The organism is Pseudomonas sp. BF-RE-22, from assembly GCF_019956155.1.
Taxonomy (GTDB): Bacteria; Pseudomonadota; Gammaproteobacteria; order Pseudomonadales; family Pseudomonadaceae; genus Aquipseudomonas; species Aquipseudomonas migulae.
Window position 1 is genome coordinate 1 of record NZ_JAHBDD010000034.1, and the last position, 23,793, is coordinate 23,793.

The 23,793-nt window shown below is 59.7% G+C and carries 19 protein-coding genes; 8 read left to right on the top strand and 11 right to left on the bottom strand.

The window, feature by feature from the left end; genetic code table 11:
* The 4 genes from KGA82_RS17970 to cmoB all read left to right on the top strand — a co-directional run.
* A partial coding sequence (locus tag KGA82_RS17970; RefSeq protein WP_223451664.1) for a protease inhibitor I42 family protein occupies positions 1-391 on the top strand: 391 nt, incomplete at its 5' end.
* Positions 392-393: 2 nt separating this feature from the next.
* A complete protein-coding gene (locus KGA82_RS17975) occupies positions 394-1,029 on the top strand; it encodes a lysoplasmalogenase (protein WP_223451666.1) in 636 nt (211 codons plus the stop codon).
* Positions 1,030-1,181: 152 nt separating this feature from the next.
* The gene (cmoA, locus tag KGA82_RS17980) at positions 1,182-1,961 is read left to right on the top strand and encodes a carboxy-S-adenosyl-L-methionine synthase CmoA (protein WP_177318187.1); all 780 of its coding nucleotides are present in this window, start codon (positions 1,182-1,184) and stop codon (positions 1,959-1,961) included.
* Positions 1,958-2,914 carry a tRNA 5-methoxyuridine(34)/uridine 5-oxyacetic acid(34) synthase CmoB gene (gene cmoB, locus KGA82_RS17985; RefSeq protein WP_223451668.1) on the top strand — a complete coding sequence of 319 codons (957 nt, stop codon included), beginning with the start codon at positions 1,958-1,960 and terminating at the stop codon, positions 2,912-2,914. Before cmoA ends, cmoB begins: the two co-directional genes overlap by 4 nt.
* 113 nt (positions 2,915-3,027) lie before the next feature.
* Here the strand turns inward: cmoB and tadA are convergent, their stop codons facing one another.
* The 7 genes from tadA to treP form a co-directional block, all read right to left on the bottom strand.
* A complete protein-coding gene (tadA, locus tag KGA82_RS17990) occupies positions 3,028-3,525 on the bottom strand; it encodes a tRNA adenosine(34) deaminase TadA (protein WP_223451669.1) in 498 nt (165 codons plus the stop codon).
* Positions 3,525-4,901, bottom strand: a complete 1,377-nt coding sequence (locus tag KGA82_RS17995; protein WP_223451671.1) for a multicopper oxidase family protein — start codon at positions 4,899-4,901, stop codon at positions 3,525-3,527. Before KGA82_RS17995 ends, tadA begins: the two co-directional genes overlap by 1 nt.
* A 125-nt stretch (positions 4,902-5,026) precedes the next feature.
* Positions 5,027-5,317: a PTS transporter subunit EIIB gene (locus KGA82_RS18000; protein WP_008042402.1), complete on the bottom strand. Its 291-nt coding sequence runs from the start codon at positions 5,315-5,317 to the stop codon at positions 5,027-5,029.
* A 2-nt stretch (positions 5,318-5,319) separates the two neighbouring features.
* Positions 5,320-7,854 (bottom strand): phosphoenolpyruvate--protein phosphotransferase, encoded by a 2,535-nt coding sequence (ptsP, locus tag KGA82_RS18005; RefSeq protein WP_223451673.1) that lies wholly within the window; start codon positions 7,852-7,854, stop codon positions 5,320-5,322.
* 62 nt (positions 7,855-7,916) lie between these two features.
* Entirely contained in the window at positions 7,917-9,140 is a 1,224-nt protein-coding gene (locus KGA82_RS18010; RefSeq protein WP_008025558.1) for a maltoporin, read from the bottom strand.
* 104 nt (positions 9,141-9,244) lie between these two features.
* Positions 9,245-10,894 (bottom strand): alpha,alpha-phosphotrehalase, encoded by a 1,650-nt coding sequence (gene treC / locus KGA82_RS18015; protein WP_223451675.1) that lies wholly within the window; start codon positions 10,892-10,894, stop codon positions 9,245-9,247.
* Positions 10,895-10,929: 35 nt separating this feature from the next.
* Entirely contained in the window at positions 10,930-12,372 is a 1,443-nt protein-coding gene (gene treP / locus KGA82_RS18020) for a PTS system trehalose-specific EIIBC component (protein ID WP_223451681.1), read from the bottom strand.
* 238 nt (positions 12,373-12,610) lie between these two features.
* On the opposite strand from treP, the gene treR reads away from it, so the two are divergent.
* Together treR and KGA82_RS18030 are read left to right on the top strand one after the other, a co-directional pair.
* The gene (gene treR, locus KGA82_RS18025) at positions 12,611-13,315 is read left to right on the top strand and encodes a trehalose operon repressor (RefSeq protein WP_192420129.1); all 705 of its coding nucleotides are present in this window, start codon (positions 12,611-12,613) and stop codon (positions 13,313-13,315) included.
* A gap of 99 nt (positions 13,316-13,414) precedes the next feature.
* Positions 13,415-16,468: a membrane-targeted effector domain-containing toxin gene (locus KGA82_RS18030; protein ID WP_223451683.1), complete on the top strand. Its 3,054-nt coding sequence runs from the start codon at positions 13,415-13,417 to the stop codon at positions 16,466-16,468.
* A 71-nt stretch (positions 16,469-16,539) separates the two neighbouring features.
* Here KGA82_RS18030 and guaA read toward each other — a convergent pair whose 3' ends face one another.
* The 4 genes from guaA to KGA82_RS18050 all read right to left on the bottom strand — a co-directional run bounded on the left by guaA (position 16,540) and on the right by KGA82_RS18050 (position 21,284).
* The gene (gene guaA / locus KGA82_RS18035) at positions 16,540-18,117 is read right to left on the bottom strand and encodes a glutamine-hydrolyzing GMP synthase (protein ID WP_008025547.1); all 1,578 of its coding nucleotides are present in this window, start codon (positions 18,115-18,117) and stop codon (positions 16,540-16,542) included.
* A gap of 84 nt (positions 18,118-18,201) precedes the next feature.
* Positions 18,202-19,671, bottom strand: coding sequence for an IMP dehydrogenase (guaB, locus tag KGA82_RS18040; RefSeq protein WP_008042411.1), 1,470 nt, complete (start codon positions 19,669-19,671; stop codon positions 18,202-18,204).
* Positions 19,672-19,878: 207 nt separating this feature from the next.
* Complete coding sequence (locus tag KGA82_RS18045; protein WP_008025543.1) at positions 19,879-20,427, bottom strand: hypothetical protein; 549 nt, start codon at positions 20,425-20,427, stop codon at positions 19,879-19,881.
* An 89-nt stretch (positions 20,428-20,516) separates the two neighbouring features.
* Positions 20,517-21,284: a sulfite exporter TauE/SafE family protein gene (locus KGA82_RS18050; RefSeq protein ID WP_008042415.1), complete on the bottom strand. Its 768-nt coding sequence runs from the start codon at positions 21,282-21,284 to the stop codon at positions 20,517-20,519.
* 100 nt (positions 21,285-21,384) lie between these two features.
* Here KGA82_RS18050 and KGA82_RS18055 point away from each other — a divergent pair, with 100 nt between their 5' ends.
* Together KGA82_RS18055 and xseA are read left to right on the top strand one after the other, a co-directional pair.
* Positions 21,385-22,332 (top strand): LysR family transcriptional regulator, encoded by a 948-nt coding sequence (locus KGA82_RS18055; protein ID WP_008042417.1) that lies wholly within the window; start codon positions 21,385-21,387, stop codon positions 22,330-22,332.
* Between the two features lie 78 nt (positions 22,333-22,410).
* Complete coding sequence (xseA, locus tag KGA82_RS18060) at positions 22,411-23,790, top strand: exodeoxyribonuclease VII large subunit (protein ID WP_032832722.1); 1,380 nt, start codon at positions 22,411-22,413, stop codon at positions 23,788-23,790.
* Positions 23,791-23,793 lie beyond the last annotated feature (3 nt).

Consider the following 23,793-nt stretch of genomic DNA (forward strand, 5'->3'; position numbering starts at 1 on the left):
GTCCCCCACCCGCCTGTTTGTCCCCCTCGCCCTCGCCTTGCTGGCCGCGTGCGCCACGCAACCGAAACAGAACGTGACCGTGGAAAAACAAAGCGAATGCCCCGTGCAACTGCACAACGGGCAAAACCTGATCCTGTCCCTGCCGAGCAACCCGACCACGGGTTACCGCTGGGCGATCCAGGATTCGGCCGGTGGCGTATTACGCGCTCTGGGGCCAGAAGTTTATCGAAACCCGGAAGATGCCGGTGTCGTGGGCGCAGCCGGTGTGTCGACCTGGCGCTTTCAGGCGTTCGCGGCCGGTTCGGGGCGCTTGCGCCTGACTTCGCAACAACCCTGGGCGCCGGAAGTGCCGGCGGTGGAAACCTTCGACTGCGCGATCTCGGTTAACTGATCATGGGCTGGCTGATTCTGGCGCTGATGGGCGCGGTGACCTTTCTTTACGGCCTGAGCGTGCACGCCGCGCTGCTCTGCCTGCTGGTCAAACCGTTGCCCGTGCTGGCCTTGCTCGGCTGGCTGCACGATGCACCGCCCAGCGAGTATCGACGCTGGATCAGCCTGGGTTTGATCTTTTCCCTGTTGGGCGATGTGTTGCTCGCGTGGCCGGGGGATTTGTTTGTGTTCGGCCTCGGGGCGTTTTTGGTCGCGCACCTTGCCTATCTGAAAGCGTATTTGAGTGATTGCCGGCGGTTGGCGGTGCTGCCGTTGATCCTCGCGCTGGGCGTCGGCGCGGTGCTGTTGGGGATATTGATTGCCCACGGACTGGGGCCATTGCTGATTCCGGTGATCGTCTATGGCCTGGCGATCAGCGCCATGCTCTGGCGTGCGCTGGCTCGCCTGGGCACCGATGTACCGAAGCGCTCTGCGCTGCTGGCGGCTGCGGGTGCGTTGGCGTTTGTGTTTTCAGATAGCGTGATTGGTATCAATCGGTTTGTTGCGCCGTTTCATGCCGCGCCTTACGTGATCATCCTCAGTTACTGGCTGGGGCAATGGGGGATTGCGGCATCCGCGTTCGGCACCAAACCGCGCTGAACTCATCGCGAGCAGGCTCGCTCCCACAGGTACAGCGCAATCCCTGTAGGAGTGAGCCTGCCCGCGAAGCAATGTCCCTGAACACGAATATCTAAAAGCCTGCCCACCGCTTTATCAGACAACCCGCGCATCCCCGCGCCAAGTTGGCTAAAATGCCGGCCTTTTCCACATACGCCGCTGGAACCGCCGTGAGCAAAGAACCCGATCGCCTTTTCGCCCAGCCTTTGGCCCAGGTGCCCGACTTCGCCTTTAACGAGGACGTGGTGCGGGTGTTCCCGGACATGATCAAGCGCTCGGTGCCAGGTTATCCGACCATTGTCGAAAACCTCGGCGTGCTCGCCGCGCAATTCGCCCAGCCCAACAGCGTGCTCTACGACCTCGGCTCGTCCCTCGGCGCCGTGACCCAGGCGTTGCGCCGTCACGTGCGCACCGACGGCTGCCGCGTCATCGCTGTGGATAACTCGGCGGCGATGGTCGAACGCTGCCGCGAATACCTCAACGGTCAGGACTCGATGTTCCAGGAGTTGCTGCCGGTGGAAGTGATCGAAGGCGACATCCTCGCCCTCGACTTTCAGCCAGCCTCCGTAGTGGCGCTGAACTTCACGTTGCAATTCATTGCTCCCGAGCAGCGCACCGCGTTGCTGAGTCGCATCCGCCAGTCGCTGCTTCCCGGTGGCGCGCTGATTCTGTCGGAGAAACTGCGCTTCAACGACCCAGAAGAACATGCGCTGCTCACCGACCTGCACGTTGCCTTCAAACGCGCCAACGGCTACAGCGAACTGGAAATCGCCCAGAAGCGCAGCGCCATCGAAAACGTCATGAAGCCCGACAGCCTCGAAGAACACCGCGAGCGCCTGTTGGCCGCCGGGTTCTCGAAAGTCGTGCCGTGGTTCCAGTGTCTTAACTTTGCCTCGTTGATTGCCTTGCCATGATTGATCTGTCCCCCCTCGCCCGCCGTCTGGCCGGTACACCGCTGGCCGAATGGGCCAACACCCTGCAAGCGCAACTCGACAAGAAAATGGAAAAGGGTCACGGCGACCTGGAGCGCTGGCAGAGTGCGCTGGACGCCTTGCCAAAAATCCAGCCGAGTGAAGTCGACCTACTGAATGGCCTGACCCTGGACACCGATTGCGACGCTGAGACCCGCGTGCAAATGCGTACCGCATTGATGGGGTTGTCACCGTGGCGCAAGGGCCCGTTCGATTTGTTCGGCGTGCATGTCGACACCGAATGGCGTTCGGACTGGAAATGGTCGCGAGTCGCGCCGCATCTGGACCTGAAGGGCAAACGCATCCTCGATGTCGGCTGCGGCAATGGTTACTACATGTGGCGCATGCTCGGCGCCGGCGCGGACAGCGTGATCGGCGTCGACCCGAACTGGCTGTTCTTCTGTCAGTTCCAGGCGGTTCAGCGCTATTTGTCCGAGCCGAATGCCTGGCACCTGCCGTTTCCTTTTGAAGACCTGCCACCGGAACTCGAAGGCTTCGACACGGTGTTTTCCATGGGCGTGTTCTACCACCGCCGCTCGCCGATCGAGCATCTGTTGGCGCTGAAGGATTGCCTGGTCAAGGGCGGCGAACTGGTGCTGGAGACGCTGGTGATCGAAGGTGATCAACAGCAGGTGCTGGTGCCGGAAGACCGTTATGCGCAGATGCGTAACGTGTGGTTTTTGCCGTCGGTGCCGGCGCTGATGCTCTGGTTGCGGCGTGCCGGTTTCACGGACGTGAAGTGCGTGGATGTCAGCGTGACGACCGTCGAGGAACAGCGCGGGACGGAGTGGATGAAGTATCAGTCGTTGAGTGATTTCCTCGATCCCGAGGATCACAGCAAGACGATTGAAGGACTGCCGGCGCCGATGCGTGCCGTCATCGTCGCCCGTAAGTAAAAGCTTCGCGGGCAAGCCTCGCTCCTACAGGTTATGCGTCGGTCGCGGAATTGGCGTACGACACAACCCTGTAGGAGCGAGGCTTGCCCGCGAAGGCTGCTTCATTGTCGCCTCTAGTCTGCGGGTTTGGCGCGCCGGGCCTTGAAGAATTCGCTGAGCACCGCCCCGCATTCCTCGGCCAACACCCCACCTTCATACAGCACCCGGTGATTCAAAAAGCCCTGGCTAAAGAACTGCCCCTGACTCTGCACAATCCCCGCCTTGGGCTCCAGCGCGCCGTACACCACCCGCGCAATCCGTGAATGAACGATCAGCCCGGCGCACATACTGCACGGCTCAAGCGTCACGTACAGCGTACTGCCGGGTAAACGGTAATTACTGGCGGCCAATGCCGCTGCGCGGATCGCGACCATCTCCGCATGCGCGCTCGGGTCGTTGCCGCTGATCGGGCAATTGAAGCCACGGCCGATGATTTCACCGTCCTGCACCAACACCGCGCCCACCGGCACTTCACCCAGCGCAGCGCCTTGTGCGGCCAGCGCCAGCGCTTCGCGCATGAAGTCGCGATCACGACTGCGGTCGATGATCGCGGCGGGACGAATCTGACGCATCACGCCACCTCGATCGCGGCCATCAGGCCGGTTTCCATGTGGTCGATCACATGGCAATGGAACATCCACACCCCAGGGTTATCCGCTACCAGCGCCACTTGCGCCCGCTCGTTCTTGCCCAGCAAATAGGTGTCGGTGAAATACGGGATGACCTTGTGCCGGTTCGAGGCAATGACCTTGAAGCTCATGCCATGCAGGTGAATCGGGTGCTGATACTGAGTCATGTTCTTCAATTCGAAAATGTAGCTTTTGCCCTTCTCGAGCTTGGCAATCGGGCGATCGGCGCAGGTCTTGTCGGTGATGTCCCAGGCCTTGCCGTTGATCTGCCACAGGCTCGGCGGCCGGCCGTTGTCGACGTTCACCGAAACCGAGCCGACCCATTCGAAATTGAAGTTGAGTTTCTCGGCATTGGCCAGGTCCGGCTCGGCCACCGGGTTGGCGGGCAGCGCGGGCGGCCACTCGGTTGGGGCATCGGTGTTCGCCACAGAGCGGAACGTGCCCAAACGTACCGGGCCGTTGCGCAGGGATAATTCTTCACCGGCCACAGGTGCCTTGATTGCCAGGCAAATGCGCATGCCCGGCCCGAGCCAGTATTCCTTGCCCAACGGACGCGGCTCGACGGGATTGCCGTCCAACGCGTAGATCTGCGCCTCGACACCGGGAATGTTGAGGCGATAGGTCAAGGTGTTATCGAGATTGAGCAGGCGCACGCGGGTGATCTGCCCGGCCGGCAAATCGATGACCGCTTGCGGCACACCGTTGATCGTCGCCAGACGCCCCGCCGTGCCGCCCCGGGCCGCTTCCCGGGGAATGCTGAACTCGACGAAATTGCCCACCTCGTCGACATGCCAGCTCTTGAGGCTCAAGGTTTTCTCGTACTTGAAACCGGTCGGCTCGCGCTCTTCGACAATCAGCGGCCCCACCAGACCTCGGCCCAGTTCTTCGCTGCTGTTCACATGCGGGTGATACCAGTAGCTGCCGGCATCGGGCACGCGGAATTTGTAGTCGAAGTATTCACCCGGCAGCACCGGCAACTGCGAGACGTAGGGCACGCCGTCCATCTCTAGCGGCAGGCGGATGCCGTGCCAGTGAATGGTGGTCGCCACCGGCAAGTGGTTGATGAACCGCACCCGCAACCATTCACCCTGACGCACGCGCAACTCGGTGCCCGGTGCCGACGGGCCGAACGCCCAGGCTTGGGTCTTGTGCCCGGCCACCAGTTCGACGTCCAGCGGCGCCGCAATCAGCTCATAGTCGTGGCCCGCATCGGCGTCGGCCATCTTGCCCAGCCAGTAACGCGATGCGCCCCCCGCACCGACGCCAACGACAACAAGACCGGCCAGGCCACCGAGGATTTGGCGACGGGTAAAGGACATGAACTCAACTACCTCACGTATCAGCGACAGGTCCGGGGACCTGGAAAAGGCGAATACGATACACCTGCGGTTGAGAAACGGTAAGGGCGACCGAGAGACGCACATCATCTGTGTCGAGGGATCGGTTATGGCTGAAGGCCAGTGATCAGGTGCACCACGCCGCCCTCCAGCATCATGACGCCTGGCACACCTGCCAGATTCAAAGCCTGTCGATTCATCCGCCCCACATCGCGCAATTCCACCCGAACCCGGGTCAGCGCCACAGGCTGCTGCGACTTGAGGTTATCCACACCACCCAACGCAGCCACCACATTCGCTGCCAGGCCAGGTGCCGATGGCGCAGCCACCTTCGGTTCATCCACGATCAGATCCGGCGTCAAGGCTTTCCAGAACGCTCGCTGCATTTTCTCGAACATGTTCAATTCTCCATAACCAGTGAAGTTTCGACCGTCGCGTCGCGATACAGCCTCAAGACATCGCGTACTTGCCCGGCACTTTCCAGACCCAGGATCTGTTGGGCCATGGCCTGGCAATCCGCCAGGTCCACTGTGCGAACCGCCGCTTTGACCGCCGGAATCAACGGCACACTCACCGACAACTCATCCACGCCCAGCCCCAGCAAAAGCGGCGTGGCCAGGGTTTCGGAGGCCAGGGCGCCGCACACGCCCACCCACTTGCCGTGGCTATGGGCGGCTTTCACGGTGCTGGCGATCAATCGCAGCACCGCAGGATGAAAACTGTCAGCCTGACTGGCCAGCCGCGGATGATCGCGGTCCATGGCCAAGGTGTATTGGGTCAGGTCATTGGTGCCGATGGAGAAAAAATCCACTTCGGGCGCAAACAGATCAGCCATCAGCGCCGCTGCTGGCACCTCGATCATGATCCCCAGCTTCGGCAGTTCCGTGAGGCCCAGGACCAGCGCCTCCTCTTCGAGCAGTTGACGAGCCACACGCAACTCCGACAGCTGCGTCACCATCGGCAGCATGATGTGCAAACGCGTCAGTCCCGCACAGCTCAGGATTGCCTTGAATTGATCGCGCAACAGCTGCGGACGCTCCAGGCACAGACGAATCCCGCGCACGCCCAGAAAGGGGTTGGTTTCACTGTCCATCGGGACATAGGCCAAAGGCTTGTCACCGCCAACATCCAGCGTGCGCACCACCAGATTACGCGCAGGCCCGAGAGCTCGGGCGATGGCGCTGTAGGTGGAGGCCTGCTCGTCCTGGCTCGGCGCATGATGGCGATCCAGATATAGAAACTCCGAACGCAGCAAACCTACACCCGCACCTCCCAGCGCCATGGCCTGTTCGGCTTCAGCCAGCGAAGCGATGTTGGCTGTCACCTCGACATGATGTCCGTCGCGAGTACAGGCAGCCAGTGACGCCTGCGCCAATTCATGACGCTGACGTTGCTGCGCAAGCGCGCGCCTGGCTTGAAGTTCTTCAATGGCGGACAGATCCGGGTCGAGCTGCAACTCCCCCTTATCGGCATCGAGCAACACCTGGGTGCCGTTGACCAGCGCCAGCACTTGCACCGGTAACCCACAGATCGCCGGCAAACCAAACGCCCGCGCCAGGATCGCGACATGGCTGGTGGCGCCACCGCCGACCGTGGCAAAACCCAGCACCTTACGGGTATCGAGCCCGGCGGTCTGGGACGGTGTCAGTTGTTCAGCAATCAGAATGGCGCCTTCAGGCAACTCCAGCTCGCGGTCCCGCACGCCGAGTAGCAACTTGAGCACTCTCTGACTGACATCGGCCAGGTCTGCCGCTCGTTCGGCCAGCAGCGCATTACCCAGGCTTTTGAATAAGGTTGCCGTCGACCCGGTGGCCGCACGCCAGGCGAATCCGGCGCTTTTGCCTTCGTCGATCAGCACATGAGCCACCTCTAACAAACCCGGGTCTTCGAGCAGTTCCTGATGCGCCCTGAAGATCTCTGCCTGAGCATCGCCCGTGGCGTTATCACGCATCTGCTGCAACGCTGAAATTGCCTCGGTCAACGCTGCGGACAGGTGATCGCGCTCAACCCGCGAACTCTCACCCCATTCGCTGACATCAAGGACCTGCTCGGCGATCTGTACCACTTGGCCAAATGCCGAACCCGCCGAAGCACATACCCCACGCAGCACCTTGGGCGATGATGCCTCCAGGGGCTGCGGGGCAACATCCGCCGTCACGGGCACGGTCTCGCCGCATCCGGCGGTCAGCAGCTCGGCCAGTGCCTTGATCGCCTCCTCAGCATCCGGGCCGACCGCACTGATTTGCACAACATCATTGTGAACGGTCTGCAATGCCATGATCGCCACCAGGGATTTCGCATTCGCACTCTCCTGCTGTTTATGCAGGTGAATGCTTGCCGAGAAACCTTTCGCCGCTTGGGCGAACACCGCCGCAGGACGGGCGTGCAAGCCGTTCGGGTTGGGCAACGTCACCGGTTTGGAGAACAGCGCCTCGCCCTCTTTAGCCACAGACTCATCCGTTGTCAGCTCGACTGAATTCAAACCCAGCAACGGCTGACCACTGTCTACCCACCCGGTTTCCGCCGTCAGCCAAGTGAACGGCTCACCGCTGACCACCAGCATCAAGGTCAGCAGGCTGCGTGCATTCAACGCAACAAAATCAGCATCGAACTCGATCAGCGACTGCCCGACGGCAACCTGCTGCCCCTCCTCCACCAACCGCGTGAACCCCTTTCCTGCAAGGTTCACCGTGTCGAGCCCAATGTGCATCAACACCTGCACGCCATTTTCATCGGTGATGCTGACCGCATGCCCACTGGCCTGCACATTGCTGACAACCCCTGCCAGCGGCGCGCACAACGTTGTTGACGTCGGATCGATGCATAGCCCATCGCCGATGATCCGGCTGGAAAAAACTCGATCGGGCACAAGGTCCAAGGGCATCAATACGCCGGACAGGGGTGCGTGAAGCTGCAATTGTTGGGGTGTGGCCATGACTTCACCTGCTGTTCTGTTCTTTGAAGTGCCGATGGAGCGCGACGCTCCGACAGCATCGCTTATTTCCACCAGTACTCGACCTGCAATCCGACGTTCGCACCGTGTCGCGCCGTGCCGAAGGCTCCGGTGTCGGACAACGCTGAACCCGCTGCCAGTTCATTGGCCGCACGCTTGGCCGCCTCGTTCCAGCTGGCATAGGTGTAATACAAGCGCACTTCGGGCCGCGCCCAGAATTCAGGCCCCTTGGGCGACCAGGTCGGGGCAAAGGTGAACTTGCTCAGCTTGCGCGTGCCACCTGTGGCTTCGACCTGATCGTGACCCAGCTCGGTCACCAGTTTGAACTGCTCGGTAATCGCGTAGGCCGGCCGAACGCCCAGGGAAATCCAGTTCTGGTCTGATCCGTCGGGGCGAATATCCTTCTGGTAAACCGCTTCGACCTGCCCGCCAAACCGGGGCGTCACCTGCCAGTCGAAGAACTCCACCACCCGGTAGCTTTTATTGCTGTCATCCAGCTTCACGTTACCGGTATAGCCCAACCCGGTGCCCGGCCCTTCACCGTACTGAAACGCGAGTTTGTTCTTGCCACCCAGAAATCCTTTTTGCACATGCTGAGTGGTAATCGCCCAGCCACGATGAGCGTCGCGGCTGTCGGGTTTGTCGATGTAGCTCAGGCCAAACTCCAGCTCACCGCCAGGGTTAGTGTTGAAACCGGCAACGTTGAAATCGTGACGATTGATGTAATCCTTCTGGTACAGGTTGTCCTTGCGCGAAAAGGCGTAGCTGTATTTCAGATCTCCGATCAGCACGTCCTCGATGCCGCCGCCGGTGGCGCTCTGGTTCCAGTAGTAGAAGTCGGAAATGTGGATGTCGTTCCGTTTGTAATAGCGGCGACCGGCCCACAGCGAACCGCCGTTGAGGCCAGGCATGTTCGACCATTGCGCGTACAGCTGCGGCAAGCGCACCGAGCCGTTGTCGCCATTGAACGTCAGGTCCTTGTCGTACTGGTTATACAGTGAGGCCATGCCATCGACACTTAGCACCGAACCGTCATCCAGCGTGTACAAGTCCTGACGAAGTTCCAGTTCCCCATATTGCTCGCACTCGTTACCGAGGCGGTATTTGGTCTGTGCTCCGGGCAGTTGGAAACACTGTTGTTTACCACTGTTGACCGACGTACCGACGCCGCTGCGCAGGTAACCGCCGAACTCCAGCGCATGGGCCGTCAGTGGCAACGCCAGGCAAATGCCAGCGGCTGCAAGGCCGCGATTTATTGTTGTTTTCAAGAAACACTCCATTATTTTTATTGTGTGCAGCAGCAAAATCGGCGCGCAAAACTCCCCCGCGCAGCGTTCTGCGTGTTTTTGAAACGGTGTTTTTTTGTGAGGGGTCAGTGGTCAGTCAAGTGCAAGACAAACGACTCATACGGTCGTAAAAACACCTGTCGATTTCGCGGCGGACAGTCCGCATAGTTGCTGATGACCAAGCGCTGACTCATGAATTCAGCGATCACTGCATCCGGCAATTCAACTTCGCAAGGCGTCCCGTAAAAGTTGTTCAATACCAGCAACCGTTCGCCGCTTCCTTCCCGTACATAAGCCCAAACTTGCGCGTGCTCAGGCAACAGCTGACGGTAAACACCGTCGGATATCAGCACTTCGGTACGCCGCAAATTGATCAACTGGCGGTAGTGATGCAGCACTGAATTCGGGTCGTCGAGTTGAGTGGCGACGTTGATCTGCGCCGAGTTGGCCGGTACGCCGATCCAGGGTTGCGCCGTGCTGAAACCAGCGTTCGGTCCGGTATTCCAATGCATCGGCGTACGGCCGTTGTCGCGGGACTTCTGCATGATCGCCGCCATGTTGTCGGCATCGCTCGCACCCGCCTCGCGCTTGAGCCGGAAGATGTTCAGGGTCTCGACGTCTCGATATTGATCGATGTGATCGAAACCCGGATTGGTCATACCCAGCTCTTCGCCCTGATACACAAATGGCGTGCCCTGGAGAAAATGCAGCGCGGTGCCGAGCATCTTCGCCGACACCACACGGTGCACGCCGTCATGACCAAACCGCGAGACCACCCGAGGTTGGTCGTGATTACACCAGAACAGCGCGTTCCAACCTCCGCCGGCCTGCATGCCGGTTTGCCAGTCGGAGAGGATGCGCTTGAGCTCGAGGAAGTCGAAATCGGCGCGAATCCACTTTTGCAGGTTCGGGTAATCGACTTTCAGGTGATGGAAGTTGAAGGTCATCGACAGCTCTTTGGAGCCCGGCCGCGAATAACGAATACAGTGTTCGAGACTGGTAGACGACATCTCGCCGACATTGATCAGGTCATGGCCTTCGAACACTTCGCGGTGCATTTGCTGCAAGTATTCGTGAACATTCGGCCCGTCGGTATAGAAGCGTCGGCCGTCGGTATTGTCCTCGGGAAAGTCCGCCGGTTTCGAGATCAGGTTGATCACATCCAGCCGGAACCCGCCCACACCTTTATCCCGCCAGAATCTCATCATCTTGAAAACTTCGGCGCGCACCTTCGGGTTGTCCCAGTTCAGGTCGGCCTGAGTGTGATCGAACAGGTGCAGGAAATACTGGCCGGTCTGAGCCTCGTACTCCCATGCCGAACCACCAAACTTGGACTCCCAGTTATTGGGCTGATCGCGCCAGATGTAGAAGTCACGATACGGATTGTCGAGACTGCTGCGCGCCTGCTGGAACCAGGTGTGCTCGATCGAGGTGTGGTTGACCACGATATCGAGCATCAATTTGATCCCGCGCTTGCCGGCCTCGGCGATCAGCAATTCACAGTCGGCCATGGTGCCGTAGCTCGGATCGATGGCGTAGTAATCGCTGATGTCGTAACCGTTGTCACGCTGGGGCGAACGCAGGAATGGCGTGATCCACAGGCAATCGACGCCCAGCCAGTGCAGGTAGTCGAGCTTGGCCACGACGCCGAGCAAATCACCCGTGGGATTGCCTGCGTGGCTGTAAAAACTCTTCGGGTAGATCTGGTAGATCACCGAACGTTGCCAGTCTTGCATGGCTGTATTCCTTCTTGAACTGCGATAGCGATCTATCAGGCGACCCGATACCCAGGCCGAACAATCTTCATGCTCAACCCACAGGTCAAAACAAACGGCACGACCATGGCGATGATCATCCCGATCACAAACATCGGGATGAACTGCGGAATGATCGAGATAAATCCGGGCAAACCGCCGACACCGATGGCCGAGGCCTGGACCTTGTTCATCGACAGGAAGATGCCCCCCAGCGCCGAGCCAATCAGTGCCGCGTAAAACGGAAACTTGTAGCGCAGGTTGACCCCGAACATCGCCGGTTCGGTGATGCCGAAATAGGCCGAAATCGCTGAGGTCGACGCCATGGACTTGTCCCGCGCATTACGGGTCATGTAGAACACCGCGAGCGCCGCGCTGCCTTGGGCGAGGTTGGACATGACGATCATCGGCCAGATGAAAGTACCGCCTTGGGTCGAGATCAGCTGCAAGTCGACCGCGAGAAACATGTGGTGCATGCCGGTGATCACCAAGGGGGCGTAAAGCAGGCCGAAGATCGCGCCGCCGACCATCGGCGCCAGATCAAACAGGGTGACCACACCTTCGGTGATGAGAATCCCCAGATGCCGGGTCACCGGGCCAATGACCGCCAGCGCCAGCACGCCGGTAACCACGATGGTGGTGATCGGCACCACCAGCAATTGCACCGCATTAGGCACTCTCGCCCGCAGCCATTTTTCGATGACGCTCATCACGTATGCCGCCAGCAGGATGGGCAGGATCTGCCCCTGATAACCGACCTTTTCGATCTGGAACATACCGAGGATGTCGAAATACGGCAGGCTCTGGCCGTCGAGACCTGCGACTGCCTTGCCATAGTTCCAGGCATTGAGCAGATCGGGATGAACCAGCATCAGGCCGAGCACAATGCCGAGGATTTCGCTGCCGCCAAACCGCTTGGCTGCTGACCAGCCCACTAGCGCAGGCAGAAACACGAACGAAGTGTTGGCCATCAGGTTGATCAGGCTCCAGAGCCCGTCAAGCTTGGGGTAAGCGTCCAGCAGGGTCTGGTCCTCGATGAACATGCCCTTGGCGCCGATCAGGTTGTTGATGCCCATCAGCAGGCCCGCGATGATCAACGCCGGAAGGATCGGCATGAACACGTCGGAAAACACCCGCACCAGACGCTGCATGGCGTTTATCTTGTCGGCGCTTTTCTGTTTAACGTCGGCGATTGTTGACGCGGCAAGACCGGTTTGATGGCGCAGCTCTGCGTAAACCTTCTCCACCTCGCCAGGACCGATGACCACCTGGAACAGGCCGCCGGTAAAGAATGAGCCTTTGACCAGGTCAATCTGGTTCAGCGTGGCGCTGTTAACCCGGCTCGGGTCCTTGAGGGCAAGGCGCAGGCGTGTGACGCAATGCGCGGCTTGCTCGAGGTTGTCGCTGCCACCGAGGCTTTGCAGCAGCTCGCTGACGATGTTCGGATAGTCGTGGCTCATGCTTGTTTTTCCGCTGTGGTTTTTTGTTATTGGCAGCACGCCGAAGCGAAAAGTACTCGTCTGTACGAGTTAAATCAACAACTCGTACAGACGAGTTTGAATTTGTTTACTTGTCACCCGACCGGCGGCGATTTTTCCCACCCTCTCAGACGATGAAAACCCAAACCCGCATGGACAAACCCCTACCCTGCCCTTAAGGTTCGAAACCTTGAGCACATTGCGGCACAGAGCCATCCCCATGAGTAAATACAACCAGATCTACAGCGATCTGCTTGCCAGCATCACGACCGAACGTCTGGAGCGCGGCGCCCGGTTGCCCTCCGAAACCGAACTGATGGACAGCTACCAGGCCAGTCGCGGCACCGTGCGCAAGGCCATCGAGCAATTACAGGAGCGCGGGTTCGCCCAGAAAGTCCACGGGAAAGGCACCTTTGTGTTGTCGACCGACCCGATCGAATTTCAGTTGGGCGGCATCGTCAGCTTTCAGGAAACCTATCCGCGACTGGGCAACAACGTCAGCACCGAAGTGGTCGAGTTCAGCCAGATCCCTCTCGAAGGTGCGCTGCTGGAACATATCAAGGCTGAAGAAGGCAGCCTGATCACGAGGATCAAACGCGTACGGCGGATCGATGGAAAACGAGTGATCCTCGACATCAACCATTTCGTCAGCGACGTGATCCCCGGACTATCGCGGGACATCGCCGAACACTCGATCTACGCCTTCATCGAACAGACCCTGCAACTGCAAATCGCCTACGCCCAGCGCACCATCGAAGCCGTGCCCCGCAGCAAGGATGACCAGCAACACCTCGACCTCGACGGCCAGAGCCATGTGATCGTGGTCAGCAACCATACGTTTCTGCAGGACGGCCGGCAGTTCGAGTACACGGAATCACGGCACACCCTCGACAAGTTCTACTTTTCGGATGTGGCACGGCGCTGACCCTACAGGTTCTTGAATCGCGTTTGGGCATAACTATGTAGTGCACCTCCTGCATGGAAACGGGCAATCATCGCTGCCCATTTCTCAAGGAGCGAGAGCATGTCCACCGAACAAAACACCCCCGCATCAAGCAATGCCGCCGAACAGGAAACACTCAGACTCATCGCGCCGCTCGTGGTGACAGCCTGCCCCGGTTTGCAGGAGGAAGCCCATGCGGTCGCCAGTGAAATCCTGCAAAAACACGGCATCACCCACCTGGACCCGGATCAGGTCTGGTGGCATCGCTTCGACAATGTCTCGGCCAGCAGCACCAAGGCTTTTCTGGGTTGGGAGCACGCGCCCAAACCCAGTGAATCTTTAACCCTGACGCAACTGGTGATCCATCGATACCGCGTGACCGACCAGGACGACGCCCTCGAACTGGACAGCAATGGCGGTTTTTACACGGCGGATGCGAACGCCAGTATTTACAACGAAACCAATGAAGTGCGGATGTACCCCAGGCAGGTGCTCGCGGACCTGTGGGAGAAGAACCTCAGTCAACGCTACCTGGATAAGCTGAATGCGTTCTGGGCCAGCCATTTTGATGACTTCCGCACCCTGGCCAAATGTAACTACCTCAGCAAAGCCGTGCAGGCGCGGCAAAGCGGGCAACTCGAAGAGGAGGATTTCCAGACAGTCATCAGGGCCGTCATCGGTGGCGCGTCGTGGCCGATTACCTTGGCTACCCTGAAAGCGCAAACCGCTGCGCCTGCGGATCTTCGTGTTTGCGCGCTGGATGTCGCAGGGCATGTCGCCACCGATATTCTGCGCATTGTTGAGCCCAACGGTCGGCAAATCACCTACGTTCCCGGCGCCGCAGAACCCTTCCACGTGCACCCGACATTGACGGATATGCATTGGTGGATGCTGTTGCAGATGAACGAAGAACACCCCCGAACCGAATTCATGACCCATTTCCCGCTGTCGGTTCGCAAGGAGGTTCACGACAACATCACCCCACTCATGAATCAACTGGTCGGTACCTGGGGCAAGTACGACCACCATTTGATCAATCAAAAAGACATCACCATCAGCGGTGACGTGTTCACCTGGCAGAGCCAGGCTGTCCAGCGCACGATGCTGGAAGAGGCCGACCTGACGCTGGTGAGCAATGGACAGATGCGTAAGCAGCTATGGCTGGGTTATCTCACCGCCGCACTCCGCGTTTTCGGCCCGTTGGCGGTGCTTGGCTGGCCGATCGCATTGCCGGTGATCGGGGCCAGCATCGCGGCCATGGGTTTGAACATCGACAAAGCGGTGAATGGAAAAACCGCCGCGGAACGCAAGGCTGGCGTGATTAGCGCGGTGCTCGATGGCATCAATGTGCTGTTCAATCTCCCGCTACTCAAAGAAGTCAGTGTGTTGGACGAAACCGGGGCTGCGGCTGAGGCGGCAGAAGCGGCCGAGATGGCGGACTTGAACAAGACGCTCGATCCCGAAGAAACCGTCGGCACGCAAGAACCGCAGGCGCCCGGCGAATCAGAGGAAGTCACCCTGCAACCTGGAGTGTTGCCGGGCGTGCCCGATGAAACCGCGCAAGCGTTTGATGTACCGGAGCACTGGCAAAGCAATGAAATCCTCGAAAGCTACCCGATGGCCACCAGCGGAAAATTTCAGGGTGTCTACACACTCGATTCACAACCCTCCAATGCCATCCTGATCAACGAGCAGGCTTACTTCGTACGTTTCGAAGCAGACGCCAATGGTGGCGGAACATGGGCCATCATTGATCCGCAGAACCCGAATGCCTTTACGGGTTCGATTCCCGTACGCCTGAATGCCGAAGGTGAATGGGAGCTGGCACCGAAAAGCGGGTTGAAGGGTGGCGGCAAAGGCCCCAGCAAACTTGTTCCCGGCCCCTCCCGGCCCGCTGCCCCATTGCCGCCCAAAGTGAATGATCACGCACACTTGACCCGATACGATGCCCCTAACGGTCGCTCGTTGAGTTTCCTGGCGTTGGGAAAACAGGAAACCCATATAAAAGTCGTCAACATGTCTGGTGGGCAAATCAGAGGGGTCTCCCCCTACGAAGAGTTTGTCGCCGGACGTCACGCGGTACTGGTCAGGGATGCAAACGGTTTCCAGATGCCCAAGGACTTCTTTGCCTCGCTGCCTCCCCGCCCGGTCCAGCCCGTTATCACGCCATCCACGACGGTTACCGAACTCATCGAGAAGGTATTCGACACAGCGTCGGGGCTGGTGGTCGGTGAAAGTCAGGATCGCATTGCCAGCATGCGGTTCCTGATCGAGAACATGCCGACGTTGGCCAGGAAAGGCGTCAAGACGATCTACATGCATCGTTTGCTCAACGACTTCAATCAAGTCGACCTGAACAACTTCGCCGAGACCGGAAAGATGCATGGCATGCTGGAGATGTACCTGAAAAAGCTGCCAGGCGATCCTGCAGGACAGTTCACGCCGCTGGAGGTCGTCAAAACGGCCCAACAGAACGGCATTCGAATCCAGGCCACTGACTGCCTGGCAAGTTATCGCTATACAGACTCGAACATGACCGCCGTATCACGACAATCCATCAAGACCTATCTCACCCACACCATCATGCAGGCCACTCAAGCCCGCAACGGCGGCGGTAAATGGCTGGCGCTCACCGACCAGGAGAGTACCAACACGTTCAGGGGATTGGCCGGCATCAGCGAAACGGAGGGAGGTATCGGTTTGCGCATCGAAGAAGTGCAAACCGATCAGAGCCTGCACCTGGACATCGACCATGGCATCGAAGTAGGCCATGAGATTGCCGGGGGAACTGGCCCGATGCGCGGCAATACCAACACCCTGTATGCCGATATCAGCCTGCAGATGCCGACGCCGTTCATTCAACGAACGCCTGAGCAGGTCAATCAGCTGCTGTTCCGCCAAGGTATGTTCACCATTGAAAGCTCGGAGGAAACACTCACGCTGATTCATCGCAGCCGCAACAACCAGATTGTGCGAACGACAATCGAGCGAACGATGGATAGCGGCTTTCGGATCAACCGTCCGGCCTGGGCGGGTGTGCATCAGGTCACCTACACGAATCTGATCAGCCTTTCCCACGCACTCAACCGCATGGGCCTGACGCTGCAAGGGCGCCTGCCCGCTGTAGCGGCCTGATACGCAAAAGGCCCCGTGAATTCACATTCATGGGGCCTTTGCGGTGTTACAGGCGATCAGTCAGACCGGGATCATTCCCACTCAATGGTCGCCGGCGGCTTGCTCGACACGTCGTAAGTGACGCGGGAGATGCCTTCGATTTCATTGATGATGCGGCCGCTGACGGTTTCCAGCAGTTCGTAAGGCAGGTGAGCCCAACGCGCGGTCATGAAGTCGATGGTTTCCACGGCACGCAGGGCCACGACCCAGGCGTAACGACGGCCATCGCCTACAACGCCAACCGATTTCACCGGCTGGAACACCACGAACGCCTGGCTGACTTTGTGGTACCAGTCGGCCTTGCGCAGTTCTTCGATGAAGATGTGGTCGGCGCGACGCAGCAGGTCGGCGTATTCCTTCTTCACTTCACCGAGGATCCGCACACCCAGGCCCGGACCCGGGAACGGGTGACGGTAGACCATGTCGTACGGCAGGCCGAGTTCCAGGCCCAGACGACGGACTTCGTCCTTGAACAGCTCACGCAGCGGTTCAACCAGCTTGAGGTTCATTTCTTCCGGCAGGCCGCCCACGTTGTGGTGCGACTTGATCACGTGCGCCTTGCCGCTTTTCGCGCCAGCCGACTCGATCACGTCCGGGTAGATGGTGCCTTGGGCGAGGTACTTGATGTTGTCCAGTTTGTTGGACTGGGCATCGAAGACGTCGATGAAGGTACGGCCGATGATCTTGCGCTTCTTCTCTGGATCGCTTTCGCCAGCCAGGTTGTTCAGGAACTGGTCTTCAGCGTTGGCGCGGATCACCTTGACGCCCATGTTCTCGGCGAACATGGCCATCACTTGCTCGCCTTCGTGCAGACGCAGCAGGCCGTTGTCGACGAAGACGCAGGTCAGCTGGTCGCCAATGGCTTTGTGCAGCAGCGCGGCAACCACCGAGGAGTCAACGCCGCCGGACAGGCCGAGCAATACGTTGTCGGTGCCGACCTGGGCGCGAACCTGGGCGATGGCGTCTTCAGCGATCTTCGACGGCGTCCACAGTGCTTCGCAGCCGCAGATCTCGAGGATGAAGCGCGACAGGATGCGGCCGCCCTGCTTGGTGTGGGTCACTTCCGGGTGGAACTGCACGCCGTAGTAGCGCAGGTCATCGTTGAACATGCCGGCAATCGGGCAGCTCGGGGTGCTGGCCAGGATGTGGAAGTCCTGCGGCATTTTGGTGACTTTGTCACCGTGGCTCATCCACACGTCGAGGCCGAACAGGCCGTCGGCGTCGATGTGGTCTTCAATGCCGTCCAGCAGCTGGCTCTTGCCGACCACGTCGACACGGGCATAACCGAATTCACGCAGTTCGGAACCTTCGACCTTGCCACCCAGCTGTTCAGCCATGGTCTGCATGCCGTAGCAGATGCCGAAGACCGGCACGCCCAGGTCAAACACCGCTTGCGGGCAGCGAGGGCTGTTGGCTTCGTGCACGGACTCGGGACCGCCGGCGAGAATGACGCCTTTTGGAGCGAATTCGCGAATCGCTTCGTCGTCCATGTCGAACGGATGCAGTTCGCAGTACACGCCGATTTCACGCACGCGGCGGGCGATCAGCTGGGTGTACTGGGAACCGAAGTCGAGGATCAGGATGCGGTGGGCGTGAATGTCGAGGGCCATGAAGTCAGTCTCGTCTATGTAATTCAGAAACAACTCGGGGCTGAATAAAACAGCCCCGGGTTACTTAACGTTTTGCTAGAAGGCTCAACCTACGCGGTAGTTTGGCGCTTCTTTGGTGATCTGTACGTCATGAACGTGGGACTCGGCCATGCCAGCGCCGGTGATCCGCACGAACTCAGGCTTGGTGCGCATTTCTTCGATGTCGGCACTGCCGGTGTAACCCATCGAGGAACGCAGGCCGCCCATCAGTTGATGGATGATCGCGCTCAGGGTGCCCTTGTACGGAACACGCCCTTCGATGCCTTCCGGAACCAGTTTCTCGGCGCCTGCCGAGGAGTCCTGGAAGTAACGGTCGGAGGAACCTTGAGCCTGGGACATGGCGCCCAGCGAACCCATGCCACGGTAAGCCTTGTACGAACGACCCTGGAACAGTTCGATCTCGCCTGGCGCTTCTTCAGTACCGGCGAACATCGAGCCCATCATCACGCAGGAAGCACCGGCTACGATGGCCTTGGACAGGTCACCGGAGAAACGGATGCCGCCGTCGGCGATCAACGGAACACCGGTGCCTTCAAGGGCGGCGGCGACGTTGGCGATGGCACTGATTTGCGGGACGCCGACACCGGCGACGATACGGGTGGTGCAGATCGAGCCAGGGCCGATACCGACCTTGACCGCATCGGCGCCAGCTTCGGCCAGGGCCTTGGCGGCAGCGCCGGTGGCGATGTTGCCGCCGATGACCTGCACTTCAGGGAAATTCTGTTTGACCCAGCGAACGCGGTCGATCACACCTTTGGAGTGACCGTGAGCGGTGTCGACCACCACCACGTCAACGCCGGCATTGACCAGCGCGGCAACGCGGTCACCGGTGTCTTTACCGGTGCCGACCGCAGCGCCTACGCGCAGACGACCTTGATCGTCCTTGCTGGCCAGCGGGTAAGCCTTGGCTTTTTCGATGTCTTTGACGGTCATCATGCCTTTGAGGGCAAACTTGTCATCGACGATCAGGACTTTTTCCAGGCGGTGCTTGTGCAGCAACTCGCGGACTTCGTTCTTGTTGGCGCCTTCACGGACGGTGACCAGACGCTCTTTAGGCGTCATCACTTCACGTACGGTGGCTTCCAGACGGGTTTCGAAGCGCACGTCACGGGAAGTGACAATGCCGACCAGGTCGCCATCGTGCAGTACCGGAACGCCGGAGATATTGTGCATGCGGGTCAGTTCGAACAGATCACGGACCGTGGCGTCAGCCTCGATGGTGATCGGATCCTTGACGACGCCGGCTTCGAACTTCTTGACCTTGCGAACTTCGGCAGCTTGCTGCTCGATGGTCATGTTCTTGTGGATAATGCCGATGCCACCTTCCTGAGCCATGGCGATTGCCAGACGGGCTTCAGTAACGGTGTCCATGGCGGCAGAAACCAGAGGAATGTTCAGCTCGATGCCACGGGTAAGGCGGGTCTTGAGACTGACTTCGTTAGGAAGCACCTCGGAATAACCGGGCACTAGGAGAATGTCGTCGAATGTCAGAGCTTCTTGGCTGATACGCAGCATCGCGGGGGCTCCCGAGCGGGAAAATGGAAGCGCGCCATTATAGTCAGACACCCCCTCGGGTTCAATGTAAAACTCTGTCTATTATCGACGTAGTGATCGACGGGAGATTTTAAGAGCATCGCCAGCAAGCCGGCTCCTACAAAAACACCGTCGATCTGTAGGAGCCGACTTGCTGGCGATGAACGATAACGCGGTCTCCCGGACGTATTACAACTCGACTTTCACCCAGCTCACGGGCTGATCCAGCCAATCGGCAAACTCATCGATAAAGCTCTGCTTGAACCCGGCCTCGGCCCAGTTGTTGAAAATGAACCCCAGGTTGGAAAACCCGCACTCCTGCAAAAACAGAAAGCCGTTGATGTCATCTTCATGCCCGCATTCGGGACAGGTGAAGTTATCGGTACGCCCCGGCATCCAGTCTTCAAGGCTTTCGAACAACGCTTCGCCGACTTCCTTGCGGCACTCGGCGCAACCCGCCTCCCCCAGAAAACCTTTGGCCGGCGTATAAATGCAGCGTTTGGTAATGATCTCCAGGCCATTGACCGGCTCGCCGAACGGCAGCGCATCCGGGTGCAGCACCACGGCGCGGGCACCATCGGCGATCGCGTGGCCCATGCGGTTGCCGGTGCGGCCGCAAGTGGTCAGCTCTTCCTTGATGATGTCCTTGCGCACCAGCCACCGCACGACCGCCCGGGCCCGGGGTTCGTGCACCGGCAGCGTGGAGATTTTCGGGACGATGATGCTTTGGGAATTCATGGGTGCAAGCCTGCTGCGTCAAATGGATATTCTGCGGTGCGCCGTCCGACGCCTTCGCGGGCGGCAGCTTAATCCCTGACACTCTGAGGTCAAGTACTCAAATACCGCCCGATCAACGCAATCCCGCTGGCCAGCACCAACCAGGTCACCAGCCGCACAAACGCCTCGCGGGACAACCGCATGGTCAACCGCCGGCCGACCCACAACCCCAGCGCCATGGCCGGCAACAAACACAGCGCCAGTACCAACAAGGGTAGCTCGGCATACACACCCGCGACAGCAAACAGGCTCAGGCGCACCACGGTGCTGCAACTGATCAGCGCACTCTGGGTCGCCCGCGCCGCGTCTTTCGGCAACCGACTGTTCAAATAGATCGCATACAAAAAGCCGCCACTGCCAAACAACGCCCCGAACATCCCACCCACCGTGCCCATCGGCACTGCCCAGGCGGCAGACAACTGTGTCGGTCGGGTTTTGACCCACAGGCTGTAAACCGCATAGACGCTGATAAACAGCCCCATCAACAGCAGCAACACGTCGGATTTCAGGTTCAGCAGAAAGATGACCCCCAGCGTGCAACCCACCGCCATGCACGGCAACAGCCGCAGCAACTCAGGCCTGGCCACATCCCGTCGCGAGGGCAGCAGATTGCCGAACGCGGCGACAAAATCCAGCAGCACCAGCAACGGCACGATCTTCGACAGCGGCATGAACACAATCAGAATCGGCCCTGCCACCAGTGCGGTGCCGAACCCGGCGATGCCAAACACGATGTACGCCAGGGCAATGGCCAGGCCGATCACCAACCAATCCGTCGCGCCGAATGGCCATTGGTGTAACAACTCCAGCACGTTCATCTGCACGCCTTTATCAAATACCTGTGATGACTTTAGCCAGCGCCGAGCCTTGCGACTAATATCTTCAAAGCCGACCTCTCATCTCAAAAAGGCATGACTCGTGCTTTCAACCCGTCAATTGCGTTACTTCGTGGAAATCGCCGAGTGCGGCAGCTTCAGTGCAGCCGCTGAGCGTTTGTTTGTTGCGCAGTCAGCCTTGAGCCGGCAGATCAAGGACATGGAAACCCGCCTGCAAACTCCGTTGTTCGAACGCACGGCGCGCCAGCCGCGACTGACCGCCGCTGGTGAGGCGTTCTTGCCGCGCGCCAGAAACCTGCTGAACGAACTGACCAAGGCCAGTGAAATGGCCACCCAAGTGGGCAACGGGCAACTGGGCACCTTGCGCCTGAGTCACTCCAGCACCGTGCCCATGAGTGGTCGCCTGCTACGGGGTATCAGTGCTTATCTGGACCAGCAGGCCGGCGTGTCCATGGAGATCGTCAAGCTGTCTTCCGAAGCGCAACTTGAAGCGTTGGTCGACAATCGACTTGATGTCGGACTGCTGCGCCTGCCGGTGTTGCGCCAACGTGAAGGCGTGCAGATTGTTCCTTTGTATAGCGAACGATTACTGCTGGCCGTTCCACCCAATCATCGGCTGGTTGTGGATAAGTCCGCTCAGGGCATCGATCTGGCGCAGTTGAAGGATGAAGCCTTTATCTCCATCCCTCACCCGCAGCGCGGCGGTTTGAGTTATCTGTCCGCCGAGCTGTGCATGCGCCAGGGATTTTTCCCGAAGGCGGCGCGGGTGGTCTCGCGCAAAACCACGCAACTGCAATTGATCCAGGCCGGATTCGGCATCGCGCTGCTGCCGGAGTCGATGCAGGACATCGCGCCACCCGACATTCATTTTCTGCCCCTGGCCGACCCGGATTGCCACAGCACCGTCGCCCTCGCCTGCCGGCAGAATCCCACGGCGCTGATTCAACACTTCATAAATGTCTGCACAGACCATTGTGGGAGCGAGCCTGCTCGCGATAGCGGTTTAACATTCAATAGCACTGTCGACTGACACACTGCCATCGCGAGCAGGCTCGCACCTACAGGGGGATCGTGCATTCGGTTGGAGAATGCCTTTATCATGCGCCCCATGATTAAAGATCCCTTTGCAAGACTCGGCCTGGACCGTGAAGTCCTGACTGTCAGCCAGCTCAACGGCCGCGCGCGGGTGTTGCTCGAAGACGTGTTCAGCAATATCTGGGTCGAAGGCGAAATCTCCAACCTCGCACGCCCGGCGTCCGGCCACGTGTATTTCACCCTCAAGGACAGCGGCGCCCAAGTACGTTGCGCGCTGTTTCGGCAGAACGCGGCGCGGGTTCGTCAGGCGCTGAAGGACGGCCTGGCGGTCAAGGTGCGCGGCAAGGTTTCGCTGTTCGAAGGCCGTGGCGACTATCAGCTGATTCTCGACACCGTCGAGCCGGCTGGTGACGGTGCGCTGCGCCTGGCCTTCGATGCCTTGAAGGAAAAACTCAGCGCCGAAGGCCTGTTCAGCGCCGAGCGCAAAGTGCCGCTGCCGGCGCATCCGCAGCGCATCGGCATCATCAGTTCGCCGACCGGCGCGGTGATCCGCGACATCATCAGCGTGTTCCGCCGTCGCGCACCGCAGATCCAGCTGACGCTGATCCCCACTGCCGTGCAGGGCCGCGAAGCGACCGCGCAGATTGTCCGCGCGTTGAAACTGGCGGACGCCCGTGGTTTCGATGCATTGATCCTGGCCCGTGGCGGCGGCTCGCTGGAAGACCTCTGGTGTTTCAACGAAGAAGCCGTGGCCCGTGCCGTGGATGCATGCGTGACGCCGATTGTCAGCGCCGTCGGCCATGAAACCGATGTATCGATCAGTGATTTCGTGGCCGACGTTCGCGCCCCGACGCCGTCCGCCGCCGCTGAACTGCTGGCGCCGGATTCCAGCGACCTGGTGCGTCGGGTCGAAAGCCTGCACCGCCGGCTGGTGATGCGCATGCGTGACCGTTTGATGCGTGATCGCCTGCGTCTGGAAGGCATCTCTCGTCGCTTGCGCCATCCCGGTGAACGTCTGCGCCAACAGGCGCAACGTCTGGATGATCTGGACATGCGCATGCGCCGCGCCTTCGAACGCAGCCTCAATACCCGTCGCGAACGGCTGATCCGCCTGGAAACCCGCCTCGCCGGGCAACATCCGGGGCGGCAACTGGCGATGTTGCGTCAGCGCCTCGACAGCCTCGCCGAACGCCTGCCCCGGGCCATGCGCGAAGGGCTCAAGTCCCGTCGTCTGCAACTGCAAAGTCAGGTGCAGACTCTGCACGTGGTCAGCCCTTTGGCGACCCTCGGGCGTGGCTACAGCATATTGCTGGACGAGCGCGGCAACGCGATCCGCAACGCCGCGCAAACCCACAACGGCCAGCGCCTGAAAGCCAAACTGGGTGAAGGCGAACTGCAAGTGCGGGTCGAAGACAATCACCTGACGCCTGTCACCCTTTCTTTACTGGATTGATCC

What these genes read in the sequence shown, in the direction of transcription:
- guaA (WP_008025547.1), bottom strand. Translation starts at nt 18,117, where the DNA reads ATGGCCCTCGACATTCACGCCCACCGCATCCTGATCCTCGACTTCGGT.
- treR (WP_192420129.1), top strand. Translation starts at nt 12,611, where the DNA reads ATGAGTAAATACAACCAGATCTACAGCGATCTGCTTGCCAGCATCACG.
- cmoB (WP_223451668.1), top strand. Translation starts at nt 1,958, where the DNA reads ATGATTGATCTGTCCCCCCTCGCCCGCCGTCTGGCCGGTACACCGCTG.
- KGA82_RS17995 (WP_223451671.1), bottom strand. Translation starts at nt 4,901, where the DNA reads ATGTCCTTTACCCGTCGCCAAATCCTCGGTGGCCTGGCCGGTCTTGTT.
- KGA82_RS18000 (WP_008042402.1), bottom strand. Translation starts at nt 5,317, where the DNA reads ATGTTCGAGAAAATGCAGCGAGCGTTCTGGAAAGCCTTGACGCCGGAT.
- guaB (WP_008042411.1), bottom strand. Translation starts at nt 19,671, where the DNA reads ATGCTGCGTATCAGCCAAGAAGCTCTGACATTCGACGACATTCTCCTA.
- treC (WP_223451675.1), bottom strand. Translation starts at nt 10,894, where the DNA reads ATGCAAGACTGGCAACGTTCGGTGATCTACCAGATCTACCCGAAGAGT.
- tadA (WP_223451669.1), bottom strand. Translation starts at nt 3,525, where the DNA reads ATGCGTCAGATTCGTCCCGCCGCGATCATCGACCGCAGTCGTGATCGC.
- KGA82_RS17975 (WP_223451666.1), top strand. Translation starts at nt 394, where the DNA reads ATGGGCTGGCTGATTCTGGCGCTGATGGGCGCGGTGACCTTTCTTTAC.
- KGA82_RS18030 (WP_223451683.1), top strand. Translation starts at nt 13,415, where the DNA reads ATGTCCACCGAACAAAACACCCCCGCATCAAGCAATGCCGCCGAACAG.
- treP (WP_223451681.1), bottom strand. Translation starts at nt 12,372, where the DNA reads ATGAGCCACGACTATCCGAACATCGTCAGCGAGCTGCTGCAAAGCCTC.
- KGA82_RS18050 (WP_008042415.1), bottom strand. Translation starts at nt 21,284, where the DNA reads ATGAACGTGCTGGAGTTGTTACACCAATGGCCATTCGGCGCGACGGAT.
- ptsP (WP_223451673.1), bottom strand. Translation starts at nt 7,854, where the DNA reads ATGGCCACACCCCAACAATTGCAGCTTCACGCACCCCTGTCCGGCGTA.
- cmoA (WP_177318187.1), top strand. Translation starts at nt 1,182, where the DNA reads ATGCCGGCCTTTTCCACATACGCCGCTGGAACCGCCGTGAGCAAAGAA.
- KGA82_RS18045 (WP_008025543.1), bottom strand. Translation starts at nt 20,427, where the DNA reads ATGAATTCCCAAAGCATCATCGTCCCGAAAATCTCCACGCTGCCGGTG.
- xseA (WP_032832722.1), top strand. Translation starts at nt 22,411, where the DNA reads ATGATTAAAGATCCCTTTGCAAGACTCGGCCTGGACCGTGAAGTCCTG.